At 65.3% G+C, this 23,254-nt stretch carries 16 protein-coding genes; 10 read left to right on the top strand and 6 right to left on the bottom strand.

Annotation, left to right across the window (positions count from 1 at the left end; translation table 11 throughout):
- Nucleotides 1–14 precede the first annotated feature (14 nt).
- The 6 genes from VGN46_RS06880 to VGN46_RS06855 all read right to left on the bottom strand — a co-directional run bounded on the left by VGN46_RS06880 (nucleotide 15) and on the right by VGN46_RS06855 (nucleotide 13,351).
- Nucleotides 15–1,850 (bottom strand): beta-galactosidase family protein, encoded by a 1,836-nt coding sequence (locus VGN46_RS06880; protein ID WP_331642053.1) that lies wholly within the window; start codon nucleotides 1,848–1,850, stop codon nucleotides 15–17.
- Nucleotides 1,847–4,216: a GH92 family glycosyl hydrolase gene (locus tag VGN46_RS06875; protein WP_331642051.1), complete on the bottom strand. Its 2,370-nt coding sequence runs from the start codon at nucleotides 4,214–4,216 to the stop codon at nucleotides 1,847–1,849. The genes VGN46_RS06880 and VGN46_RS06875 overlap by 4 nt, the downstream gene beginning before the upstream one ends.
- Complete coding sequence (locus VGN46_RS06870) at nucleotides 4,213–6,816, bottom strand: glycoside hydrolase family 3 C-terminal domain-containing protein (RefSeq protein WP_331642049.1); 2,604 nt, start codon at nucleotides 6,814–6,816, stop codon at nucleotides 4,213–4,215. Before VGN46_RS06870 ends, VGN46_RS06875 begins: the two co-directional genes overlap by 4 nt.
- The gene (locus VGN46_RS06865; RefSeq protein ID WP_331642047.1) at nucleotides 6,813–9,155 is read right to left on the bottom strand and encodes a beta-N-acetylhexosaminidase; all 2,343 of its coding nucleotides are present in this window, start codon (nucleotides 9,153–9,155) and stop codon (nucleotides 6,813–6,815) included. The genes VGN46_RS06870 and VGN46_RS06865 overlap by 4 nt, the downstream gene beginning before the upstream one ends.
- A 23-nt stretch (nucleotides 9,156–9,178) precedes the next feature.
- Nucleotides 9,179–12,211 carry a TonB-dependent receptor gene (locus VGN46_RS06860; RefSeq protein WP_331642045.1) on the bottom strand — a complete coding sequence of 1,011 codons (3,033 nt, stop codon included), beginning with the start codon at nucleotides 12,209–12,211 and terminating at the stop codon, nucleotides 9,179–9,181.
- 99 nt (nucleotides 12,212–12,310) lie between these two features.
- Nucleotides 12,311–13,351, bottom strand: a complete 1,041-nt coding sequence (locus VGN46_RS06855; RefSeq protein WP_331642043.1) for a glucokinase — start codon at nucleotides 13,349–13,351, stop codon at nucleotides 12,311–12,313.
- A 314-nt stretch (nucleotides 13,352–13,665) separates the two neighbouring features.
- On the opposite strand from VGN46_RS06855, the gene VGN46_RS06850 reads away from it, so the two are divergent.
- From VGN46_RS06850 to VGN46_RS06805, 10 genes are all read left to right on the top strand, one after another.
- On the top strand, nucleotides 13,666–13,983 hold the full coding sequence (locus tag VGN46_RS06850; RefSeq protein ID WP_331642041.1) for an STAS domain-containing protein: 318 nt from the start codon (nucleotides 13,666–13,668) through the stop codon (nucleotides 13,981–13,983).
- A gap of 15 nt (nucleotides 13,984–13,998) precedes the next feature.
- The gene (locus tag VGN46_RS06845) at nucleotides 13,999–14,361 is read left to right on the top strand and encodes a response regulator (protein ID WP_247334704.1); all 363 of its coding nucleotides are present in this window, start codon (nucleotides 13,999–14,001) and stop codon (nucleotides 14,359–14,361) included.
- 41 nt (nucleotides 14,362–14,402) lie between these two features.
- Nucleotides 14,403–16,367, top strand: a complete 1,965-nt coding sequence (locus VGN46_RS06840; RefSeq protein ID WP_331642037.1) for a chemotaxis protein CheA — start codon at nucleotides 14,403–14,405, stop codon at nucleotides 16,365–16,367.
- Between the two features lie 207 nt (nucleotides 16,368–16,574).
- Nucleotides 16,575–17,087 (top strand): chemotaxis protein CheW, encoded by a 513-nt coding sequence (locus VGN46_RS06835; protein WP_331642035.1) that lies wholly within the window; start codon nucleotides 16,575–16,577, stop codon nucleotides 17,085–17,087.
- 45 nt (nucleotides 17,088–17,132) lie between these two features.
- Nucleotides 17,133–18,845, top strand: coding sequence for a methyl-accepting chemotaxis protein (locus VGN46_RS06830; RefSeq protein ID WP_331642033.1), 1,713 nt, complete (start codon nucleotides 17,133–17,135; stop codon nucleotides 18,843–18,845).
- A 3-nt stretch (nucleotides 18,846–18,848) separates the two neighbouring features.
- Nucleotides 18,849–19,727, top strand: a complete 879-nt coding sequence (locus tag VGN46_RS06825) for a protein-glutamate O-methyltransferase CheR (protein ID WP_331642031.1) — start codon at nucleotides 18,849–18,851, stop codon at nucleotides 19,725–19,727.
- Complete coding sequence (cheD, locus tag VGN46_RS06820) at nucleotides 19,724–20,386, top strand: chemoreceptor glutamine deamidase CheD (protein WP_331642029.1); 663 nt, start codon at nucleotides 19,724–19,726, stop codon at nucleotides 20,384–20,386. The genes VGN46_RS06825 and cheD overlap by 4 nt, the downstream gene beginning before the upstream one ends.
- 87 nt (nucleotides 20,387–20,473) lie before the next feature.
- Nucleotides 20,474–21,604: a chemotaxis response regulator protein-glutamate methylesterase gene (locus VGN46_RS06815; RefSeq protein WP_331642027.1), complete on the top strand. Its 1,131-nt coding sequence runs from the start codon at nucleotides 20,474–20,476 to the stop codon at nucleotides 21,602–21,604.
- Nucleotides 21,605–21,622: 18 nt separating this feature from the next.
- Nucleotides 21,623–22,807 (top strand): methyl-accepting chemotaxis protein, encoded by a 1,185-nt coding sequence (locus tag VGN46_RS06810; protein WP_331642025.1) that lies wholly within the window; start codon nucleotides 21,623–21,625, stop codon nucleotides 22,805–22,807.
- Nucleotides 22,808–22,819: 12 nt separating this feature from the next.
- Nucleotides 22,820–23,125, top strand: a complete 306-nt coding sequence (locus VGN46_RS06805) for an STAS domain-containing protein (RefSeq protein WP_331642023.1) — start codon at nucleotides 22,820–22,822, stop codon at nucleotides 23,123–23,125.
- Nucleotides 23,126–23,254 lie beyond the last annotated feature (129 nt).

Below are 23,254 nucleotides of genomic sequence, written 5' to 3'. Positions count from 1 at the left end.
CGCGGAGGAGGGAATCAGGGCGTCTTCGGCGGATCGGTCCAGAGCCGCTCGCTGACACCACGCATCACGGGCTTCTCGCGTGTTTCGAAGTCGAATACGACGATATCGTTCTCGCCGCGGCGGAACCACGGCGCCGGGGCGTACAAGTCATGCTGCGGCCCGATGGACCAGACGCGGCCGAGATTAACGCCATTGAGCCACGCGGCGCCCTTGCCGAAGGCGCGGACATCGAGGAACGTGTCGGCTGGCGTGCTGACCTTGACCTTGCCGCGGTGGAAGGCCGGGCCGTCCACCTTCGCGGTGGTCCAGCCGCGCAGCGCGGCGGGTGCGTTCATGGGCAGCGGGAACGCCTGCCAGCCGTGCAGGATCGTGTCGCCCAGCATGACGGGATCGACGATGCCGGCGCGGCCGTCTTCCATGCGCGGGCCGTAGTTCACCCGGCCGATATTCTCGACGAGGATATCGAGCGTGTGCTCGCCGGAGGGGACATCGAGCGCCACCGATACCTGCTTCAACCGGCGCTCCACCGTGCCCTGCGGCTTGCGGTCGATATAGACCGCCGCGTAATCGCGCACCTCGCCGAGATAAAGTGAACCGCGGAAAGGGCCATGCAACGTGGTGCGGTAGAGGATGTAGCCATAGCCCTGGCCATACGCTTCCATGGGCTTCGGCTGGTCCGAGGCCTGCGGGGCGGGGAGGTTGTCCCACAGTGATGCGGACTCCTCCAGCGTGAACGCGGGAAGCGTGCCGACCGCGGGCGACGCGGGTACGGCCTCGGGCTTCGTCCCGGTCGCCTTGGCGATGATGTCGCGGAACTGCCTGTACTTCGCCGTGGGCCGACCCGATTCGTCGAGCGCGGCATCGTAATCGTAGCTGGTGGTCTGCGGCGCGTAGTGATCCGAAGGGTTGCCCTGGAAATTCGCACCATTCATGAAGCCGAAGCTGGTGCCACCGTGGACGAGGTAGATGTTCACGGAGTAACCCTGCTTCAACATCCAGGCCAGTTCATCGGCTTGCTGCGTCAGATCGGTATGCGCGTGCTTGCCACCCCACTGATCGAACCAGCCAGCCCAGTACTCGCCGGCCATCTTCGGTGTGTTCGGGCGGAACTTCTCCAGCAACTCAAAACTCTTCTTCGCTTCGCCCGGGGCGAAGTCGATCACCGGCGTGACGTCAGGTAAGGTGCCGTTGGCGAGCAGGTCCGGGCCGTCGTAGGTCAGCAACAGATCGTCGGCGAGGCCGGCACGCTGCAGCATCGCGCGGATCGCGGCAAGGTAGGTCTTGTCGTCGTTGTACGAGCCGTACTCGTTCTCCAGCTCGGTGGCGATGATCGGTCCGCCGTGACTTGCGAGCAGCGGGGTCAGCTCCTTGCCAAGGCGTTGCAGGTAGCGGTCGGACGCAGCGAGGAAGCGCGGGTCACGCGTGCGTACGCGCATGCCGGGCTCGGCGAACAACCACGCAGGGTAGCCACCCGCATCCCACTCGCCACAGATGTATGGGCCGGGTCGCAGGATGACGTTGAGACCTTCGGCCTGCGCGGCTTTCACAAACGCGACCACGTCGTTGTTGCCGCTGAAATCGAAGGTGCCCGGCGAGGGCTCAAGCAGGTTCCAGAACACGTACGTCGTGATCGTGTTCAGGCCCATCGCGCGGGCCTTGTGCAGGCGATCCTGCCAGTACGCGCGTGGCACGCGCTGGAAGTGCATATCGCCGGAGATGATCTGGTACGGCTTGCCCTCGCGCATGAAGTGCGGGCCGTCGATCGTGACCGGTGGGTTGGCGAACGCGGCGGGCGCCGACATAGCCAGCGCAGTGGCAAAGGCAAGGGAGGTAAGCGTGGAACGCATCATGCGGTTTCCTGGGGGGCGTCCATGGCGAAGGACGGTGGGCGGTCGGCACGCGCCGCGCCATAGCGCGGATTCGGCGTATCGCCCATCTGGAAAACAAGGTGGCCGCCCGCGGCAAGATCGGCGTGGGCCAGCCATGTGCGCGCGTAGGGCTGGCCATTCCATGTCGCGGACTGGATGTAGGGTCGGTCGGCGTGGTTGCCGCGGGCTTCGATCGTCAGCAGGCGGCCGCCGCCCATGTCGACCTCGACGTGCTCGAACAACGGGCTGCCGATGACATAGGTCGCGCTGACCGGATCCACGGCGTAGAAGCCCAGCGCGCTCATCACGTACCACGCGCTCATCTGGCCGCAGTCTTCGTTGCCGATCAGGCCATCAGGCGTGTCCTGGTACATGCTTCCCATCAGCGAGCGCACACGCGCCTGGGTCTTTGCGTGCTGGCCCGCATAGGCGTAGAGATACGCCACATGGTGGCTTGGCTCATTGCCGTGGGCGTACTGGCCGACCAGGCCCGAGATATCCGGCGGTGCGCCAGGGAGCTGCTCCGAACTCGCCGCGAACAGTGCATCGAGCTTGCGCGCGAAGCCTTCCTCACCGCCGAACAGCGCCATGTAACCGTAGAGGTCGTGTTGGTTGAGGAAGGTGGCCTGCCAGGCGTTGGATTCGGTGAAGTCATGCCACGTTTCACCATGGCCGAGCTCGCGCGGATCGAACGGCGAAGCCCAGCGGCCATCCGCAAGGCGCGGCTGGATGAAGCCGCTATCGCGGTTGAATACGTTGCGGTAGTTGCGTGAACGATCGAGGAGCAGACGGTAGTCGTCCTTCGCACCGGCGGCTTTCGCCAGATGTGCCACGGCCCAGTCGTCGTACGCGTATTCAAGCGTCTTGCTGGTGGCTTCCCATTCCTTGTCGGCTGGGACGAAGCCGAGCCTGCGGTAGTCAGCGAGGCCACGGTAGTCATCGTCCATCGCGCGCTTGCGGAACAGTGGCCACGCACGAGCATAGTCGATGCCGGTGAAGCCTTTGGCCTGCGCTTCGGCCAGCACGACGGCCGAGTGGTAACCGATCATGCAGCCGGTCTCGATACCTTGCAGGGGCCACACGGGCGGGCCCTCCGGGCTCTCGGCGGCCATGCGGACCAGGCTATCGACCAAAGCGGGTACGCGTTTCGGCTGGACCAGCGTGAGCAGGGGGTGGACGGCGCGGTAGGTGTCCCACAGCGAATAGGTGGTGAAGGTTTGCTGGCCGCGTGCGAGGTGGTGGATCTCGCCGTCCATGCCGCGGTAGGCGCCGTCGATGTCGCTGGTGAGGTTGGGGGCGAGCAGGGTGTGGTAGAGGGCGGTGTAGAAGGTGCGCTTTGTTCGGGCGGTGAGGGGGTCGCGCGCGAGCGCGCTCCTGCAAGGGATCTGGATTTTGGAGAGTTCTTGTTCCCACTGGGCTTCGGCGGCGGCGCGGGTGTGTTCGAAGTCGAAGCCGGGTTGTTCGGTGTCGAGATTGCGGAGTGCGGAGGCGGCGTCGACCGTCGAGAGGCCCACCTTGACCAGCAGCGGCGCGGAACCGGCATCGGGATAGTGCAGGATCGCCTTGAGGTGGCTGCCTGCGAGGTCTTTGGCATCGGCCTGCAGGAGGTCTTCGTTGTATAGGCCCGCGGTGGCGAAGGGGCGTGAGAGGCGCATCGCGAAGTAGATGTGCCGCCCTTTGGCCCACTGGTGCACGCGGCGGCCGCCGAGCACGGTGCGGTTATCGACCACGCGCAGGGTCGCGTCCGTCACTCGCGTCGGTGTATGCGCGTTGTCCTGCATGCCATGGCAAAGATCGAGCACGAGGTGCCCGGCGGCACCCGCAGGGAAGGTGTACCGGTGCAGGCCCGTGCGCGCCGTGGCGGTGAGCTCGGCGTGGATGCCGTGGTCCTTCAGCAGGACGCCGTAGAAGCCGGGTGTCGCGTGCTCGTCGCTTCGGTCGAAACGCGATCGGTAGCCGCTATCCGGCGCATCCGGTTCACCGGGCGAGAGTTTGACCTCGCCCGTGGCGGGCATCAGCAGCACATCCATCATGTCGCCAATGCCCGTCCCGGAAAGATGGGTATGCGAGAAGCCCATGATCGAGGTGTAGCGCTGGTGGTAGCCGGAACAGACGTCCCAATCGGCGTTGTACGTGTCAGGGCCAAGCTGGACCATACCGAACGGTGTCGTCGCGCCGGGGTAGGTGTGGCCGTGGCCGCCGGTGCCGATGAAGGGATCGACGTAGTGGCGTACCGCCTCTTTGCCCGCCTGTTTTTCCAGCGCCGCCCATGCTCGCGTCGTGCCTTGTCCCGCCAGCAGCGCCGCGCCGAGCGAACCCTGCAGGAAGCCTCGTCGTGTGAGCTTCATCGCGGCAGCACCTCGCGGCCGTGAATGACCACGTCGAGCTTTTGGCCTGCCGCGTCGCCAGGTTGTCCGCCACCCAGGTAGAGGCTGTACGCACCGGCCTCCACGGCGCGATGTCCCGCCGCGTCGACCGAACTGAGCGCACGCGCATCGAGGGTGAAGGTCACCCGGCGGCTTTCGCCCGGCTTGAGGTGGATGCGCTGCAGACCCACCAGGGTGCGTTGCGGCGCGAGCGTGTCGGCTGCGGGGTAGCTCAGGTACGCCTGCGCGACTTCGTCGCCGGCGCGTTCACCGTCGTTGCGCACGGTGATGCTCGCGGTCAGCGGCTGGCCCGCTTCCACGCGGGTCGCGGAGGCCTGTGCATCGGCATAGCTGAAGCGTGTGTAGCTGAGCCCGTGCCCGAATGCGTACAGCGGCGTGCCCTTGAAATAGCGGTATGTACGGCCCTTCATCTGGTAACTGGTGAAGGGCGGCAGATCACGTACCGAACGGTAGAACGTCACCGGCAGGCGACCCGCCGGGTTGTAGTCGCCCGCCAGCACTTGCGCGATCGCGGTGCCACCGTTTTCGCCGGGGTACCACGCGGCGACGATCGCCGAGGCGTGCTCTTGAGCCCAGTCCAGCGCCACGGCGCTGCCGGACATCAACACGACGACGAGCGGCTTGCCGGTGGCGGCAGCACGTTCGAGCAGGGTGCGCTGTGCCGCGGGCAGGCCGATATCCGTGCGATCGCCGCCGTCGAAACCCGGCACGTCGACATGCAGTTCCTCACCTTCGACATCCGGCGAGAGGCCGACAAACGCTACGGTGACATCCGACGAGGCGACTGCCCGTTCGGCCTCCGCAAGTTGCGCATCCGCGGGCGGCAGCCATTGCAGGCGCACGCCCTGGTCCTCGCCGCTGTGTACGTACTCGAGGCGCACGTCATGGGCACGTGTGTCGGCGAAGTGCAGGGTGGCCTGCATGTGCTTGTCATTGCCCGCATCGTCGATGACCGCCTTGCCGTCGACGAAAAGGCGCACCGGGTCATGGCCGGCGCAATCGAAGCAACGCTCCACGTGCACGGCGAGCGTGTAATCCCCCGGGCCGGGAGGCAAAAGCTGTCCGGTCCAGCGCACGGCGTAGCGGCCCTTCGGTAGTCCGGCAGGCGATACATGATCCCAGTCGAAATCGACGGTCCGATCGGTGCGGGTCACACGTGGCGAGCCGCTAAAATCGCTGCCGTCGAAGTAGCTGGCCTTCAGGCCGATGGCCGCGTCCGCGGTCGCGCTCGTGCGTAATGCGGTCTCTGGCACAGGGACAGGCACAGCGGCCGCGATGGGCGACCCTTGCGCATACGTCATGCGATCCGTGCCGAAGCGGCTACGCAGGCCCTGCAGCGGTGTGACCGGCGCGCGCGGCGTCGCGTGATAGTTGGCTTCCAGCGTCTCCACGGTATCGGCGTTGGGGCCGATCACGGCGATGCGTGGCGTGCCCTTGAAGGGCAGGGCGCCCGCGTCGTTCTTCAGCAGCACGATCGATTCCAGTGCGGCTTGCAGCGACAGCGCGCTGTTGGCCTTGACGTTGATGGCGTCAGGTTTTTTTGCAGAAGCACCCAGTTCACCGAGACGATAGCGGGCGGCAAACAGCCGGACCAGCGAGGTATCGAGCACCGCTTCGGTCACGTCGCCGCGGCGCACCGCTTCGCCCAGGTCGGCATACGCGAACCCGCAATCCAGGTCGGTGCCCGCGCGGATGGCAGCGGCCGACGAGCCCGCGTTGTCCGGCCGGTAGTAATGGAACTTGGTCATGTCATCGACAGCATCGCAATCGGAGACGACGAAGCCCTTGAAACCCCAATCCTTGCGCAGCGTATCGTCGAGCAGGCCGGCATCGGCACACACGGGCGTGCCATGCAGCGCGTTGTACGCACACATCACCGAGCCTGCGTGGCCCTCGGTGACTGCTGCGCGGAACGCGGGCAGGAAGGTCGCTTCGAGGTCATGCGGGGACACGTCCACGTCGAAGCCATGGCGGCCCGCCTCTGGGCCGCTGTGCACAGCGAAATGCTTGGGGGTGGCGATAGCGCGGGGGTGCGCCGGATCAGGCCCCTGGATGCCCTGGACGAAGGCGACGGCAAGGCGGCCGGTGAGGTAAGGGTCCTCACCGTAGGTTTCCTGGCCACGGCCCCAGCGCGGGTCGCGGAAAATGTTCACGTTGGGCGACCAGATCGTCAGCCCTTCATAGCGGCCGTGGTCGCGGCCCGCGCCGATGGCGTCGAAGCGGGCGCGCTGTTCGCGCGACACCACGTCGCCGACCTGCTGCATGAGTGCGGGATGCCAGCTCGCGGCCAGGCCGATCGCCTGGGGAAACACGGTGGCATAGCCGGCGCGCGCGGCACCGTGCAGACCCTCGTTCCACCAGTCGTACGCCGGGATACCCAGCCGGGGTAGGGCGGGAGCGGCACTCTGCAACTGCGCCACCTTTTCGTCGAGGCTCATGCGCGCGACCAGTTCGCTGGCCCGTTGTTCCGGCGCGGCGGGCGCGCCAGCGTGGGCAGCCGTGGCGAGTGTCACGGCGCCCGCAAGGGCTAACAGGCGAAAGGTCTGCGCGCGCATCGTCATCGTTTGGCTCCGGTCAACTCCACCGACTGTAGGCCATATAGCGGTCCGTTGATGGGCGCTGTGACACGCATGCAGAGATCGTGCTCGCCACCCGTCGCGGCGAGCGCGCCCTTCAGCTCGAAGCGCTGGCCGAGGGCTTTGCCATCCGGCAGGGGCAGGCTGGCCAGCAGCTTGCCCGAGCAGGTGTCCTCGTAGATCTCGAGCTCGCCATGCGCGGTCTTCGCCGGGTGGGCGATGACCTTGGACTGCTCGTGTGCGAGCCCGTAGTTGCGGGCAAGCCGCGCCGCTTCAACGCGAATACCGGTGATGCCATCCAGCGGCGCCTTCGGGTAACGCCAGCACGAGGTGAACAGATCGATGTCGTACACCGGCGTATCCATCGCGCCGAGGTCGGGCAACAGCGGCATGCGCAGGCCGAGGCCGCCGTCGGCGCACTTGGTGAATTCGCCGTTGTGCCGGGTGAGCAGGGCAGTGGGGTCGATCACCCGGCTGCGCGCGGCCGCGATCCGGGTGCCATCGGGTGCGAAGGTCGCCGCGCGGACGGTCACCGGCAAGGTCACTGCGAAGGGCTCGCTGTACGCGTGCGCGGAAGCCCCCGGTTCGCTCCCGTCAATGGTGTAGCGGATCGTGCCGAAGCTGGTCTGGTTATCGAGGCTCACGGTGGCCTTGCCGTCATGCAGGATGGCCGGGACGTCTTCCTTGAAGTGGATGGCGGGCGCGAAGGCCGTATCCGAAGGAACGATGCCCAACGCCGCGTAGCGACGCAGCTGCGCGGGCAGGCGTTGCTGGAAACTATCCCAGTTCTTCACCTCGCGCGGCGACCAGGCAATTTCCGCCATGGCGTCGAGCCGCGGATACAGCGCGTGCTCCACGTGGCGTTGCGAGGTAATGAACTCTGCCCACAACGTGGCCTCAGTGCCGAGTACGTGCTTCGCCTGCTCGGGCGTCAGCGACGCATCCACTGGCTCGAAGCCATACACGCGTTTCAGGTCGAGTACGGAAAGCCGGCCGCTCGGCTCGTCGGCGCGGTCGCTCTGGTGGTTGTCGAAATACATCCAGCCGGCGGGCGCGAGCACGACATCGTGATCCTGCTTTGCCGCCGCGATGGCACCTTCGACGCCGCGCCACGACATCACCGATGCGCTCCGTGGGAGGCCGCCTTCGAGGATTTCATCCCAGCCGATCAGGCGTCGGCCGTGCTTGCCGAGGTCATCACCCAGACGCTCCATGAACCAGCTCTGCAGCGCGTTTTCGTCCTTGATGCCCAACGACTTCATCTTCGCCTGCACGGTGGGCGAGTTCTTCCACTGGTCCTTGACCGCCTCATCGCCGCCGAGGTGGATGTACGTCGACGGGAACAAGGCCATCACTTCGTCGAGCACGTTGTCGATGAAGGTAAAGCTCTTGTCGTCCACGTTGTAGAGGTAAGGGTTGACGCCCCAGTCCACGGAAACGGCGGGCCGCTCGGCCGTGACGCCGACGACCTCGGGGTAGGCAGCCACCGCCGCCTGCGCGTGGCCGGGCATGTCGAGTTCGGGCACCACGGTGATGTGGCGTGCCGCCGCATAGGCCACGACGTCGCGGATCTCGTCCTGCGTGTAGAAGCCGCCGTACTTCAGCGGCTCGCCGTGCGTGCCCGCACCCGGCGGGATACGCCAGCCGCCCACGCTCGTGAGCTTCGGGTAGCGCTTGATCTCGATACGCCAGCCCTGGTCATCGCTGAGGTGCCAGTGGAAGGTGTTGAGCTTGTGCTCGGCCATGCTGTCGAGCACCTGCTTGACCTCGGCCACCGTGCGGAAGTGGCGGACCACATCGAGCATCAGGCCGCGCCAGGCGAAGCGCGGGTAGTCGCGGATGGCGACATCGGGTACCTGCGCGGCGCCCTGCTTGCCGTCGGAAGTGGCCAGCTGCCACAAGGTCACTGCGCCGTAGAACAGGCCGGCATCGCCGCGCGAGGTGATAACCGCGCCGCTGGTGCCGACATCCAGCGTGTAGCCATCAAGCTTGTCGACCACGGCCTTGGGATCGGTGCGCAACGCGATAGTGCCGCGCGGAGGCGTTGCCATTGCCGATACGGTGAGGGCGAGACCGCGACTGCGCTTCAGCTCGGAGGCCAGATAGCGAGCGGCGGCTTCGGCACCTTTGTCGCCCGGGGCATACGTGATCACCGTGTGCGCATCCACGGTGAAGGTTCCGGCTGCCGGCTTCACCTCCACCGGCATCGGGATCAGCGGTAGTGTCTCCGCGTGGCTGGTTCCGCTGATCCCGGCAGTGCATAGCAGTGCCGCCACAAGCGCGGTGCGCAGGCCCCGGCGTCGTGCCAGGGTGTCCTTCTTCATGCATTCGATCATTACGCCAGCCTTTAGAGGAACGTGTAGCGGAGAGCCAGGGTCGTGGTGCGCGGCAGCTGCCAGGTAGCGGCGTGGTAGTTCACGCTGTCGATGGGGGAGCCGTCGCCGTACAGCCCGGTATCGTAGACCTGGTTGATATCGATCGTGCCCTGGCGGTTCGTCACGTTGCTCACGCGGAGCTGCAGGCTGAGGTCGTTCGATGCGTTGATCTTCCAGTCGTACGTCGCAGAGAGGTCCAGCTGCCAGAAGAACGGCAGGCGTTTGTCATCGCCTTGCTTCGCCACCTGGCCATCGCAGAAGTGTTCCTGCGACGGGAGGCTCTTGTACGCCGGATCGCTCGTCACCGGGATGCTGCCCAGGCAGCTCGTCGGTGCGCCCGTATGCGCCGTGAAGACACCGCCGAGGGAGAACCCGTTGTTGAAATCGTACGTGCCGGTGGCCGTCAGGCTGTGGCGGATATCGCCCGCCAGGTTGCCGTTGCTGCCGATCATGACGCCGGGGAAGTTGAACGCCGAGGTCTGGCCGATCCAGCCGCCGTTGCGGCGCTCTTCGTCGATCAGACCGTTGGTGTTGCCGTATTCCCGCGCGTAGGTATAGCTGAGGTTGAGGAACCAGGGCTCTGCCGGCGTGGAGGCGTGCGTAAGACCGAGCTTGAGGTTGTAGTACTTGTGCTTCGGCTTGGGGATGCCGAGCGCGGCACCGGGGATCGAAAGTGACTCGAGCGTGCCGTCACCGTTGTAGTCGCGCTTCAGCGTGAAGTTTTCGCCCGGATTCACCAGCCAGCAGGTGACGTTGTCCTGGGTGTAATTCGTGTAGCCCTGGCTCTGCGCGTAGGCCTGCACACCACCGCCATAGCAGGTGTCCTCGACGATGCGGCGCAGGTCCACCCAGCCGAGCTGGACCAGGCCCGACCAGTTGGGCGTCAGTTGCTGCTGGGCGTACAGCTGCGCTTCGTACTGATAGGGCGCCTTGACGTTCGTCGCGGCGATCTGCGCGGGTGTCGGTACGCCCTGGTTGGTCACGTACGAATCGCCGATCTGGGTGAGCCCCTGCGGCGCCATGGTGGCCGGATCGATGCCCGTGTAGGTGTAGTAGTTCGTATAGGTGGTACGTGGCTCCGCGACACCAAAGCTGAAGGACGAGGGCAGCGGGATGGAGTACTTGCCAAGGCTGCCGCCGACCTTCAACGAGCTGTCGCCGTTCACGTCCCACGAGAAGCCAAACCGCGGCGAGGTGATGGGCAGGCGCATGAACTGGTTGCCGACGCCATCCTTGTAGATGTAGTTGTCCCAGCGCACGGCGCCGTGCAGGAGCACGCGGTCGGCCGCCTGCCAGTAGTCTTCGACGTAGGCACCCTTGTTGATCGTCTGGAACGAGCCGCCTTCAAGATCGACGTACTGGCTGACGTACTTGCCCGTCGCCGGAGAGATGGACCCGTTGGGCAAGGCGACGCCGGCCTGGTCGTAGTACGTGAACCAGCCCGCCGGTACCGAATCCGTCGTGCTCGCGAGCGAATGCTTGTAGTACTCGCCACCGAACACCAGCTTGTGGTCACCCAGCTGCCAGGTCAGGTCGCCCTTCCAGCCGCGGCGCCAGTAGTCGGACGGCGAATAGCTAAAGGGATTGTTGTTGTGCCCGATGTTGGTCTGGGTCTGCGTCGCTGAGTTGTACGAGGTCACATACGGGAACTCGGCGTTGTCATCGCTCGAGTTCGGTGAGTACACGATTGAACCGAGGTACCCGCCCATCAGGCGGAGCTGGATGTCGTCGTTGATCTGCCAGTGGTAATTGCCGATCAGGAAGCGCGTATCCGTGCGGGTCTGGCTCCACGAGAGCCAGTCGCCCACGGACTTCGGGTTGTAGTTTTCGTTGAGCTGGTAGTAGTTGTTGAAGGACTGCGCGTAATCGCGGTGGGCCAGCACGTTTAGCGACTGGTCGTTGCTGATGTTCCAGGTCAGGTTCAGCAGGTAATTCTTGTCGCGGCTGCTGGTGCTCTGCTTCTGGGTCTGGCCGTAGGCGTCGGAACGCGAGGCCGGGTCATTGCCGAGCAGGGCGTAGAAGAACAGCTTGTCCTTCACGAGCGCGCCGGAAGCCCAGAGGTACTGCTGGGCGATGCTGTCGTGGTTGTTGGCCGAGGCGTAGCTGTAGTAATCGCCGATGCTGTTGAGCGTGTTGTGGCTGCGCGGATTCAACAGGCGTGAGGTCGGCGGCGTGAAGTACAGCGAGTAGCCGGCGTGGAAATCATTGGTGCCCTGTTTGATCGTCGACGACAGCACGCCGCCGGTCGCGTTGGTCCACGAGGCGCTGGCGCCATTGGTGATGATCTGGGTATCGCTGATCGCCTCGGCAGGCAGGGCGGTGGAACCTAGCGAGTTCTTGTCGTTGGTGACGTCGAACTCGTTGTAGTAATAGCGGTTCTCCGCCGGGCTGGCGCCGCCGATCGAGACGAAGCCGGTGTTGTGCTGGTCGAAGCGCACGCTGGAATCCAGGCGTGCCACGCTCTCCGGGCTACGGTCGACGGGCAGGGCGTCGATCAGCTTGTAGTTGTAGCTGGTGGTGAGCTCCGGCGTGCTGACATCGATCGGCGTGACGTTGGTCGTCATCGTCGTCGCCTGCACGGTGACGGCGCCCAACTCGCTGGCATTGACCGACGAAGCTGCGCTCGCCGCCGCGGCGCCCAGTTCAGGTACCGGCGCGTTTCGGTTCGGGTTCACCACGACGCTGTACTGGCCGAGCGACTGGCCATCACGCACCAGGCTGACCTGGTATTCACCGGGGTTCAGGCCGGTGAGGGTGTAGCGGCCGTCGGCATCTGGCGTGACATCCTTGCTGAAGCCCGTGGCGCGGCTCGCGACGTTGACCTTCGCGCCGGCGCCCGCCGCCTCATGACCATACAGGCCGCCTGTCAGCGACTGGGCCATCGCGCCTTGCGCGCAGGCCAGCATGACGGAAACCGAGAGTAACCGGCGAACGAATCGCCCCGTATGCCTGCTTACCCGCGTTCCACACGATTCCGCATGACTGACGTCCTTGCTATGGCTCATCTGCTCGACTCCCCGCTAAGGCCCGGTCGGCTGCTCGCTGCGTTGGGCCTGACTACAACAAATAAGGCGTCCCTCCATCGCGAAGGCCACCTCGGCGATTCAGTGGGCGGTGCCCACCCGGGCGCCCGCGTGCATCGTGGCGGCACCCACGACACCCAGTTGCCCGTGTTCGACCAGATGCACCGGTACGCGCTCCAGGAAAGGACGCATCACGCCCTTGTTGAAGAAGCGCTCGCGGAAGCGGCTGGTCAGGAGAAATGCGTGAAGGTTCGGCAGGATTCCGCCGGCGAGGAAGACACCGCCGGTGGCCCCGTAGAGCATGGCCAGGTCGGCAGTGAAGCCGCCCAGGACGGAGCAGAAAACATCCAGCGCGGCACATGCGGCAGGGTCGCTGCCAGCGAGGCCCGCGCTGCTGACCGCGGCCGGTGTCGGCAGCGGTGCATCGCGTCCCTCGAGTTCGGCCACCGCGCGGTAGGTCGCAAGCAGGCCCGGTCCGGAGACGATGGACTCCACTGAGACGTACGGCCGCGTGCGCGCCAGGACACGCAGGATCGCCATCTCGCGTTCGTCACCGGGAGCGAGGGCGATCTGGCCGGCTTCGGTCGGCAGGACCTGGGCGCACATCGCGCCGGGCAGCAGTACGGCCGAGCCAAGCCCGGTTCCCGGGCCCATGATCACGACCGGGCCGTGGGCCGACTCCGCGCCCGGCAGCAACGCGGTGGCCTGCGCGCGGTCGATGAACTGGCTGGCGTAGGCTACGGCTTCGAAGTCGTTGATCACATCGAGCTGCTCCGCGCCGGTGGCGGCGCGGAGACCGGAAAGGCTGACAGGCCAGGGCAGGTTGCTGTTGGCGACGTTGTCACCCAGGACGTAGCCCGCGATCGCGATGGCGCAGCGCTCGATGCCCAACGGCGCCATGTGGGCCTGCGCCTTGAGGAAGTCATGCAGGATCGCGCCGAGGCTAGGCCATTCGGCACCGGCATAGCGGCCTTCGGCTAATACCTGCACGGGCTGCCTAGGATCGGCCTGACCGACGACCAGCGCCACACGCGCATGGGTCCCACCCACATCGGCCGCTAGCACCGGACGGGGCATCGGCGCCCTTTGCGCCACCACCGGCTGGTTGACCCACTTCCCCATACCCACCCCGCGCGTGGAAAGACATCGCGCAGGGGCCAAAACAGCCATGAGAGCGCGAGAAGATGAAGCGAGTCTTTCCCGTCGGTGACAACGTTGTCAATAAACAACATGTTTACTAATGAATAAACACGAAATATCACAACCAAGTCCGGTGAAAACCATAACCCCCCTGTAGGAGCGCGCTTGCGCGCGATAGGTCCTCGCGGCAAGCCCCATCGCGCGCAAGCGCGCTCCTACAAAAATCAGGTGTGCCTAAAGGTTTCCACCCCAGCGCCGATAAGCCATCCGAACGACCCCCCGGGCACGGTAAGACGATGGCGAAGAAATCTTCCAAAGACGCAACCCTGGCGCCGCTGGCGCTGGAAGCGGACCTGCGTATCGGTGCCGCCCCCGCGCTGCGCGATACCCTGCTGGCGGCACTCAACGCCGGTGCGGCCATCCAGCTCGATGGCACGGCGGTCGCCCAGGTCGATGCGGCCGCGCTGCAGGTGCTTGCCGCCTTCAGCCGCGATGCCCGCGCGGCCAGCGTAGCGGTCGACTGGGTGGGTGCCAGCGATACCCTGCGCCGTGGTGTCACGGTGCTCGGGCTTAATGCATTGATTGAACTGCCGGCCCGCGCCGGCGTGAACTGAAGGTAGAGCACACCGATGGCAAAGATTCTTGCGGTAGACGATTCGGCTTCCATGCGCAGCATGGTCGCCTTCACCCTGCGCGGCGCCGGCCATGATGTCGAAGAGGCCGATAACGGCCGCGCGGCGCTGGACCAGGCCGGTGTGCACAAGTTCGACCTGGTGCTCGCCGACGTGAACATGCCGGTGATGGATGGCATCTCCATGGTTCGCGAAATGCGCACGATGGCGGGTTACAGCGGCGTGCCGATCCTCATGCTGACCACCGAGTCGGATACGAACAAGAAGATGGAAGGCAAGGCCGCCGGCGCTACCGGCTGGTTGGTGAAGCCGTTCGATCCCGACCAGCTGCTGGCCACCGTCGCCCGCGTGCTCGGTTAATCCACTGATCCAGGCGTTCCGTTTTATTCCAGGGTTTACCCATGTCCAAAGTCGATCTGGCGCAATTCCACAAGGCGTTCCATGAAGAGAGCCTCGATGGCCTCGACGCCATGGAGCAGGCGCTCCTCGCATTGGACGAGGGTGCGGATGATCCGGAACTGATCAACGTCGTGTTCCGTGCCGCCCACTCGATCAAGGGCGGTTCGGCCACGTTCGGCTTTGCCGATGTCGCCGCGTTTACCCACGTCGCCGAAAACCTGATGGATGAGGTCCGTAGCGGCCGCCGTCCCATGGAAAAGGCGGTGGTCGAGTTGCTGCTGCGCTCTGGCGACATCATTCGCGACATGCTTTCGCTGCAGATGGCCGGCCAGCCGGGTGCTACCGCGGAAAGCCAGGCACTGCTCGGCGAACTCTCGGCCATGGTTTCGGGTGGCGCTGCCGCACCGGCCGCTGCCGCGAAGGCTGCCGCCCCGGCAGAAGCCATCGAAGGGTGGGACATCGCGTTCCGCCCGTTCGATTACCTGCTGAAGACCGGCAATGACCCGGCACGCATGTTCCGCGAACTCGAGGCCATGGGCCCGCTCACGGTCCAGGCCGATCTTTCGAAACTTCCGCTGCTGGCGGACATGGATCCGTCGTCGTCGTACCTGTCCTACACCCTCGGTCTCGCGGCCGGCGCCAAGCGCGCTGCCGTGGAAGGTGTGTTCGACTGGGTCGATGGCGATTGCGACCTGACGATTACCCCGCGTATGGCGGCAGCGGCCCCCGTGGCCGCACCGGTCGCTACCGCGGCGCCGCGCGCCGTGCGCGAAGTGGCGACCAACAGCGAGGCCACCTCGGTCCGTGTCGGTATCGAGAAGATCGATACGCTGATCAACCTGGTCGGCGAACTGGTCATTACCCAGTCCATGCTTAGCCAGTTCCACGATGGCGTCTCCGACGCGCAGCTCGAGATGCTGCGCCAGGGCCTGGCCCAGCTCGGCCGCCATACGCGCGAACTGCAGGAAAGCGTGATGAGCATCCGCATGCTGCCGATCAGCACGGTGTTCAACCGCTTCCCGCGCCTGGTCCGCGACCTGGCCCAGAAGCTGGACAAGAAAGTAGTGCTCGACCTGCGTGGCGAGGGCACCGAGCTCGACAAAACCGTGCTCGAGAAGATCGGCGATCCGCTGGTCCACCTCGTGCGCAACGCGATCGACCACGGCCTGGAAGTGCCGGCGAAGCGCCTGGCCGCTGGCAAGGGCGAGACCGGCACGCTGCGCATGGAGGCCTTCCACCGTGGCGGCTCCATCGTGGTCGAAGTGGCCGACGATGGCGCAGGCCTCAACCGCGATGCGATCGTGGCGAAAGCCGTGCAGCGCGGCATCATCGCCTCCGGCGAGAACATGACCGACGACCAGGTCGGCGAGCTGATTTTCGAAGCGGGCTTCTCCACGGCCGCTGCCACCACCGATCTCTCGGGCCGTGGCGTGGGCATGGATGTGGTTCGCCGCAACGTCATGGATCTGGGCGGTACCGTCGCTATCTCCAGCAAGCAGGGCAGGGGTACGACGTTCACCATCATCCTGCCGCTGACCCTGGCGATCATCGATGGGCTTACCGCCGCGGTCGGTGAGGAAACCTACATCGTGCCGCTGGTTTCCATCGTGGAATCGGTGCAGGTCAAGGCCGACGCACTGCGCAGCGTGGTCGGTGGCGGGGAGCTGTTCCGCTTCCGCGATGAGTGGTTGCCGATCATCCGCCTGTACGACGTCTTTGGCTGCGATGGCACGCGCCGCGCGATCGAAGACGGCATCGTCATCGTGGTAGAAGGCGAGGGCACCCGCATCGGCCTGTTCGTCGATGAACTCATCGGCCAGCAGCAGGCCGTGGTGAAGTCGCTGGAAGCCAACTACCGCCGCGTGGCCGGCATCTCCGGCGCGACCATCCTGGCGGATGGTTCCGTGGCCCTGATCACCGACATCACCGGCCTCGTCCGCATGCAGGGCCGCCGCAAGGCCGCCTGACTGGGGCGAGTCGCGAGCAAGCTCGCTCCTACAAGAGCCCGCAGGCCTGTAGGAGCGCGCTTGCGCGCGATCACCTCGCGGCCAGCCTACGAAGCACGGATGCAGGGCAGCGACCTTCCAGAAATTCCCACTAAAGGTCCCAAGGTCGTGGCCGATACCCCTTTGAGGGGTCCCCGAACCGCCGCACCGATCCGCAGTGGGAACACAATGAACCAGCCAGCCAGCACCGCCGCCGTGGCCGATGAAGCCGCGCAGTACCTGACCGTCAACCTCGGCACCGAGGAATACGGCGTCGATATCCTCGCCGTCCGTGAAATCCGTGGCTGGACACCGGTCACCCGCATCCCGCAGGCCCCGTCGTACGTCCTTGGCGTGCTCAACCTCCGCGGTGCCATCGTCCCCGTGCTCGACCTGCGCCTGCGCTTCGGCCTGGCTCGCGAGGAATACACCGCGACGACCGTGTGCGTCATCGTCATGGTCGCCGGCCGCCAGTTTGGCGTAGTCGTCGATGCCGTCTCCGACGTGGTCGAAGTGTCCCCCTCGGGCATCCGCCCCGTGCCGGACATGGGCACCACCGTCGATACCGAATACCTGAAGGGCCTGACATCGGTCGGCGAGCGCATGGTGCTCCTGCTCGACGTCGACCGCCTGCTGCAGCCGCAGGATGCCCAGATGCTGGAAGCCGCGCTGGCCTCCGCCGACACCAAAGCCGTTGCCTGACGCGACGGCGCGCTTGCCTTCGAAAACCTTCGAACTGGAATCGTAATGAAGAAGTTGAAGCTGAAGATCCCCGCCCTGACGGTCCGCGGCCGTCTCTACGGCGTGCTCGGCCTGATGGCCGCCATGTTGATCGGTGGCGCGGCCATCGGCCTTGGGGTCATGTACATCCAGAATGAAGGCATGCGCCAGGTCTACGAGGAAGAGCTCGTGCCGGCCAACATGCTTAGCCAGGTGAGCACGCAATCGCTCATGGCCTTTATCGTGCTGAGCGAGGGCGCGAGCAAGGCGACCGACAAGAGCGTGGTCGCGCAGAAGCTGGCTGAGTACGACAAGCTCCAGGCATCGATGAACGTACTGAAGGACGACTTCAAGAAGATGCCGATGTCCCCGGACATCAAGGCCCTTTACGACAAGTGGCAGTCGACCAATGACGATTACGCCTCGGCGAAGAACGATGTGCTCGATGGCCTGAAGCAGGGCGACGAAGGCACCTCGGATATCATCGAGCTGTCGGTCCGTCCGATCCTCATGGATCGCCAGTCGCAGCTCGCCAAGCTGATCGAAGCCAAGCGCGCCGAAGCCCAGGGCATCTACAACAAGCAGACCTCGCAGTACCACGCGATCCGGATCTTCGTCGTGGTCGCGCTCTCGGCCGGCCTGCTCATCAGCCTGCTGATCGGCGTGCTTGTCGTGCGTTCGATCATCCGCACGCTGTCGCACACGGTCGAAGTCGCCAACCAGATCGCCGACGGCAAGCTGGGCCACGACATCAAGGTGACCCGCAGCGACGAACTGGGCCAGCTCCAGGCCGCGTTCAAGGCCATGGATGAGCGCCTTGCCGCCATCGTTTCCGAGGTCCGTCACGGTTCGGGTTCGGTCAGCACCGCCGCGCAGCAGATCTCGCGCGGTAACGACGACCTCTCGCAGCGCACGCAGGAGCAGGCGTCTAGCCTGGAAGAAACCGCCTCGTCGATGGAGGAAATGACCTCCACCGTGAAGCAGAACGCCGAGAACGCCAGCCACGCCAACCAGCTGGCCCGCGGTGCCCGCGAGCAGGCGGAGAAGGGCGGTGAAGTGGTCGCCCAGACCGTCGTTGCCATGCGCGAAATCAACAGCTCGTCGAAGAAGATTTCCGACATCGTCAGCCTGATCGACGAAATCGCGTTCCAGACCAACCTGCTGGCGCTCAACGCCGCGGTGGAAGCCGCGCGTGCCGGTGAGCAGGGCCGTGGCTTCGCCGTGGTCGCCACGGAAGTACGCAACCTGGCCGGCCGTTCGGCGAACGCCGCAAAGGAGATCAAGGGCCTGATCAACGACAGCGCGAACAAGGTGAAGACCGGTTCCGAGCTGGTCGACCAATCGGGCAAGGCGCTGGCCGAGATCGTCGATAGCGTGAAGAAGGTGACCGATATCGTTGCCGAGATCGCCGCTGCCAGCTCCGAGCAGTCGTCGGGTATCGACCAGGTGAACCACGCCGTGCTGCAGATGGATGAGATGACCCAGCAGAACGCCGCGCTGGTCGAAGAATCCGCTGCCGCCGCCCGCGCCATGCACGAGCAGGCCACGGAGCTTAGCCGCCAGGTCGCCTTCTTCCAGGTGAGCGGCCAGGCCACCGCCGCCGCGACGTCGGCCCGCAAGGATCCGGCCCGCGACGAGATGGAAACCGTGTTCGCCGCCGTGCGCAGCCAGCCGGCTGCCGCGCGTGCGCAGCGTCCGGCCGAGTCGGCCGCCGACGCGGGTGTGTGGAAGGAGTTCTGATCCATGAATGCGCTCGTCAACAACGGCGATGGTGTCGTGCTGGCGGGCGCGACGGGGCCGAGCCTCGGTGAAACCGAGTTCGCGTTCCTGCGTGAGTTCGTGCTGCAGCATTGCGGCATCTCGCTGGGCGACCACAAACGCCAGCTGGTGCAGGGGCGCTTGCTGCGCCGCCTGCGCGCGCTGAACCTGTCGGGTTTCCCGGCGTACTGCGACCTGCTACGCCGCGATCCGGAAGCGGAACTCGGCGAACTGGCCAGCTGCATCAGCACCAATGTCACCTCGTTCTTCCGCGAGATGCACCACTACGACATGCTCGTGTCAGAGCTGCTGCCACGCTGGCTGGAAGAGAAAAAGAATAACGGTGGCCGCCTGCGGATCTGGTCCGCGGGTTGCTCCACGGGTGAAGAGCCGTACGCGATCGCCATGGTGTTGGCCGAGGCGATCGAGCGCCTCGGCGTCACGGTGGATGCGAAGATCCTCGCCACGGACCTGTCGCCCCAAGCCCTGGATGCCGCTCGCAAGGGTGTGTACCCGGTCGATCGCCTGGGCGGCGTCGACGATACACGCCGTCGCCGCTGGTTCTTGCGCGGCGAGGGTTCGTTCGACGGTTATGTCCAGGTGCATCCGCGCCTGCGCGAGCTGGTCACGATCCAGCCGCTGAACCTGCTCCACGAATGGCCCATGCAGGGCAAGTTCGATGCCATCTTCTGCCGCAACGTCGTCATCTACTTTGACAAGCCGACGAAGCAGCGCTTGTTCGCTAGATACGCCGGCATGCTGGATAGCCGGGGTTACCTGTTCCTCGGCCACTCGGAATCCATGTACGGACTCTCCGATGATTTTGACCTGATCGGCCGCACGGTCTACCGGAAACGTCAATGAGCGACACGTTCGTCGCGCAGCCGCGCACCTTCGCCGGCTTCGATCCAAAAAGTGTGTTGCCGGGGTTTGAGCACGTCCGTCGTTTCTGGGATCCCGCCCAGGATGTCGTCACGGTGAAGATTCTCCCGGGCGAGTACTACGTCAGCATGCAGGAAGAGATGATCTCCACCGTGCTGGGGTCGTGCGTCTCCGCGTGCGTGCGCGATACGCGCCGCCGTATCGGCGGGATGAACCACTTCATGCTGCCCGAGCCTGCCAGTGCGGATCGCGATAGCTGGGGTTCCACGGTGGGTCGCGCGGCGCGCTATGGCAATGACGCGATGGAACAGCTGATCAACGCGATCCTCAAAGCCGGTGGCCGACGCGAAGATCTCGAAGTAAAGATCTTCGGCGGTGGCCGCGTACTGCAGACCATGACCGATATCGGCCAGCGGAATATCACCTTCGTGCAGCGCTATATCGCGACCGAGAAGCTGAAGCTCTGCGCCGCCGATGTCGGCGACATCTACCCGCGCCACGTACAGTTTTTCCCGGTCAGTGGCAAGGTCCGGGTGCGCCAGTTGCGCTCCACCCACGACAACCAGCTGGCCGATCGCGAGAAGCGATACCTCAAGCGATTGGAAAACGATCCGATAAAGGGAGAGGTCGAGCTGTTCTGACGCCCGTCGTCGAACCGTCGCGCCCCCTGTTCCATGCCCCGTCGGCCGGCCGATGGGGTTATCCCGCCACCCGAGTTCTTAGCGCCCATGCAGAAAGTACGCGTCCTTATCGTTGACGACTCGGCCCTGGTTCGTAAGGTGCTGACCGCCATGCTCGAGTCCGATCCGGGCATCGAGGTGGTCGGCACCGCGCCGGATCCGTTGGTCGCGCGCGAGAAAATCAAGGCGCTGAACCCTGATGTGCTCACGCTCGACGTCGAAATGCCGCGCATGGACGGCCTGACCTTCCTCGAGAACCTGATGCGCCTGCGCCCCATGCCGGTGGTGATGGTCTCGACCCTGACCGAGCGCGGCGCGGAAGTGACCTTGCGCGCGTTGGAACTGGGTGCGGTGGATTTCTTTACCAAGCCCGCCGCGGACCTGGCCAACACCTTCATGGAGCACGCGCCGGAAATCTGCGCCAAGGTGCGCCTCGCGGCAGGTGCCAACCCGCGCGAGCGTTCTACCGTCACCAAGATCGAAAAAATCGACCTTTCGCTGGCCAAGCTCGAAGTCGCCCCACGCCTCTCCGCCGATGCGGTATTGCCGCGTGCGCAGACGCCGGGCAGCCGCGGCGGCCAGCGGATCATCGCGATCGGCGCGTCCACTGGCGGTACCGAAGCCATCCGCGTGGTCCTCGAGGCGATGCCGCCTACCGCGCCACCGATTGTCATCACCCAGCATATTCCCGCGGCCTTCAGCGGCCCGTTCGCGGCGCGCATGGATACCTGCTCGGCCATGAAGGTATGCGAGGCCCGCGATGGCCAGCCCATCCAGGCCGGCCACGTTTACATCGCGCCCGGCAGCCAGCACCTGCTGGTGATGTGGGATGGCGCACGCCACGTATGCCGCCTGCACGATGGCCCGCCCGTGAACCGGCACAAGCCGGCGGTGGATGTCCTGTTCCGTTCCATGGCCGCCAGCGTGGGTGCCGCCACCGTGGCTTGTTTGCTGACCGGCATGGGCGACGACGGTGCGCGTGGCCTCGGTGAACTGAAGGAAATAGGCGCCCATACGCTCGTGCAGGATGAAGCCAGCTCCGTGGTCTGGGGCATGCCCGGTGCTGCCTGGAAGGCAGGCTCCGCCGACGAGATGCTGCCGCTGGACCAGATTGCCGCGCGCTTGCTCGCGCTCGCCCATACCCCCATTCCCGCCGCCGCCGCACGCGTCGGCACTTAAGGACGAAGAGACGTCACCATGGTCATTCCGAAGAACGAACGCATCACCGGCATCGCGGTCAGCGCTATCGCGCTGGTCCTCGTGCTGGTGTTCCACGCCGCCTGGGTCGCGCCACTGGTCGTCGCGCTGCTCACCGCCACCTGGATCGCGATCGCCCTGCGCCCGCGCTTCGAGGAGCCCGTGGTCGAGCTGGTCGTGTCGAACAGCATGCAGGCTGACGAGCAATCGGTGCGCGATGCGATGGAAGACGTCCGCAGCGCTATCGTCGACGAACTCGGCCATGCCAGCCGCGAACTGCATCAGGCACTCGACCTCGTCCGCGATGCCGTGGCCGAACTCGGTGGCGGCTTCAATGGCCTGTCGCAGAAGACCGGCAAGCAGCAGAAGCTGCTCAGCGAGATCATCGAAAGCGGTGGCAAGGGCATCTCGGTGCAAGATTTCGCTTCGCGCACCGCGGGTCTGCTTGAGCACTTCGTCGGCCTGATCGTGCAGCTCTCGCGCGAGAGCCTGCGCATCGTTTACCGCATCGACGGCATGGCCAAGGAAATGGACGCCGTGTTCGCGCTGCTGAAGAACGTGAACACGATCGCCGAAGAAACCAATCTGCTGGCGCTGAACGCGGCGATCGAAGCGGCCCGCGCTGGTGAATCCGGCCGCGGCTTCGCGGTGGTCGCGGGCGAGATCCGCAACCTCGCGCAGCACAGCAACCAGTTCAACGAGAAGATCGGCACCCACGTGGAGCGCTCGCGCACCGCCATGGAACAGCTGCGCGAACTCGTCGGCCGCATGGCTTCGCAGGACATGAACGTCGCCCTGCAGGCCAAGGGCGATATCGACACGATGATGTCGACCATCACCGAGAGCAACGCACGCACGAGCGCCGCCGCGGACGAAGCCGCCACGATCAACCGTGGCCTCGGCAACGACGTGTCGACCACGATTCGCTCGCTGCAGTTCGAAGACATCCTGAGCCAGCTGCTGCACCAGACCCGTTCGCGCCTGGTGGAGCTGCAGGAAATCACCGCCGATTGCACCCGCGATATCGAAGAGCTGGCCTGCGCCCCGGCTGACGCTGCGGAACTCAGCGCCCGCGCCCAGCGCGTGCGTGGCCGACTGGCTGAGCAGCGTGAGCGTGCCCGCCTGCGTTCGCGTGGCCCGGCGCTCCAGCAGTCGATGGCTGCTGGCGATATCGATCTGTTCTAAGGGGAACGCACCATGTCCATTACCGTCCATAACGATACCGAACACGGTTGCCTCACCCTGCAGCTGGGCGAGCGCTTCGACTTCTCCATCCACCGCGCGTTCCACGATGCCTGCCTGGGCGATGTGGCCCAGTCGCGTAGCTACGTGCTTGACCTTGAACAGGTCACCGGCATGGATAGCTCGGCCCTTGGCATGCTGATGCTCCTGCGCGAACACGCCGGTGGCGATCGCGCCGAGATCCGCATCGTCAACGCCAGCGCCGACCTGCGCAACACCCTGCGTATCGCCGGCTTCGACAAACTTTTCACCGTGCATTAAAAGCGGCAACAGACCGTTTCGCTTCACGGAACGCCTCCTTCGGGAGGCGTTTTTTTTTACGCGCAGCCCCTCACGAAACCCCGGCCTTTGTAGGAGCGCGCTTGCGCGCGATGGATCTTGCCGTAACAC

Origin of the sequence: Luteibacter sp., assembly GCF_036500425.1 — a bacterium.
Taxonomy (GTDB): Bacteria; Pseudomonadota; Gammaproteobacteria; order Xanthomonadales; family Rhodanobacteraceae; genus Luteibacter.
The sequence above is the reverse complement of the archived record's forward strand: the minus strand, read 5'-3'. Positions and strand labels throughout refer to the sequence as shown.

Coding starts and splice junctions, on each gene's coding strand:
- VGN46_RS06845 (WP_247334704.1), top strand. CDS start 13,999: ATGGCAAAGATTCTTGCGGTAGACGATTCGGCTTCCATGCGCAGCATG.
- VGN46_RS06865 (WP_331642047.1), bottom strand. CDS start 9,155: ATGAAGAAGGACACCCTGGCACGACGCCGGGGCCTGCGCACCGCGCTT.
- VGN46_RS06860 (WP_331642045.1), bottom strand. CDS start 12,211: ATGAGCCATAGCAAGGACGTCAGTCATGCGGAATCGTGTGGAACGCGG.
- VGN46_RS06880 (WP_331642053.1), bottom strand. CDS start 1,850: ATGATGCGTTCCACGCTTACCTCCCTTGCCTTTGCCACTGCGCTGGCT.
- VGN46_RS06870 (WP_331642049.1), bottom strand. CDS start 6,816: ATGACGATGCGCGCGCAGACCTTTCGCCTGTTAGCCCTTGCGGGCGCC.
- cheD (WP_331642029.1), top strand. CDS start 19,724: ATGAGCGACACGTTCGTCGCGCAGCCGCGCACCTTCGCCGGCTTCGAT.
- VGN46_RS06835 (WP_331642035.1), top strand. CDS start 16,575: ATGAACCAGCCAGCCAGCACCGCCGCCGTGGCCGATGAAGCCGCGCAG.
- VGN46_RS06830 (WP_331642033.1), top strand. CDS start 17,133: ATGAAGAAGTTGAAGCTGAAGATCCCCGCCCTGACGGTCCGCGGCCGT.
- VGN46_RS06850 (WP_331642041.1), top strand. CDS start 13,666: ATGGCGAAGAAATCTTCCAAAGACGCAACCCTGGCGCCGCTGGCGCTG.
- VGN46_RS06805 (WP_331642023.1), top strand. CDS start 22,820: ATGTCCATTACCGTCCATAACGATACCGAACACGGTTGCCTCACCCTG.
- VGN46_RS06815 (WP_331642027.1), top strand. CDS start 20,474: ATGCAGAAAGTACGCGTCCTTATCGTTGACGACTCGGCCCTGGTTCGT.
- VGN46_RS06855 (WP_331642043.1), bottom strand. CDS start 13,351: ATGGGGAAGTGGGTCAACCAGCCGGTGGTGGCGCAAAGGGCGCCGATG.
- VGN46_RS06875 (WP_331642051.1), bottom strand. CDS start 4,216: ATGAAGCTCACACGACGAGGCTTCCTGCAGGGTTCGCTCGGCGCGGCG.
- VGN46_RS06825 (WP_331642031.1), top strand. CDS start 18,849: ATGAATGCGCTCGTCAACAACGGCGATGGTGTCGTGCTGGCGGGCGCG.
- VGN46_RS06840 (WP_331642037.1), top strand. CDS start 14,403: ATGTCCAAAGTCGATCTGGCGCAATTCCACAAGGCGTTCCATGAAGAG.
- VGN46_RS06810 (WP_331642025.1), top strand. CDS start 21,623: ATGGTCATTCCGAAGAACGAACGCATCACCGGCATCGCGGTCAGCGCT.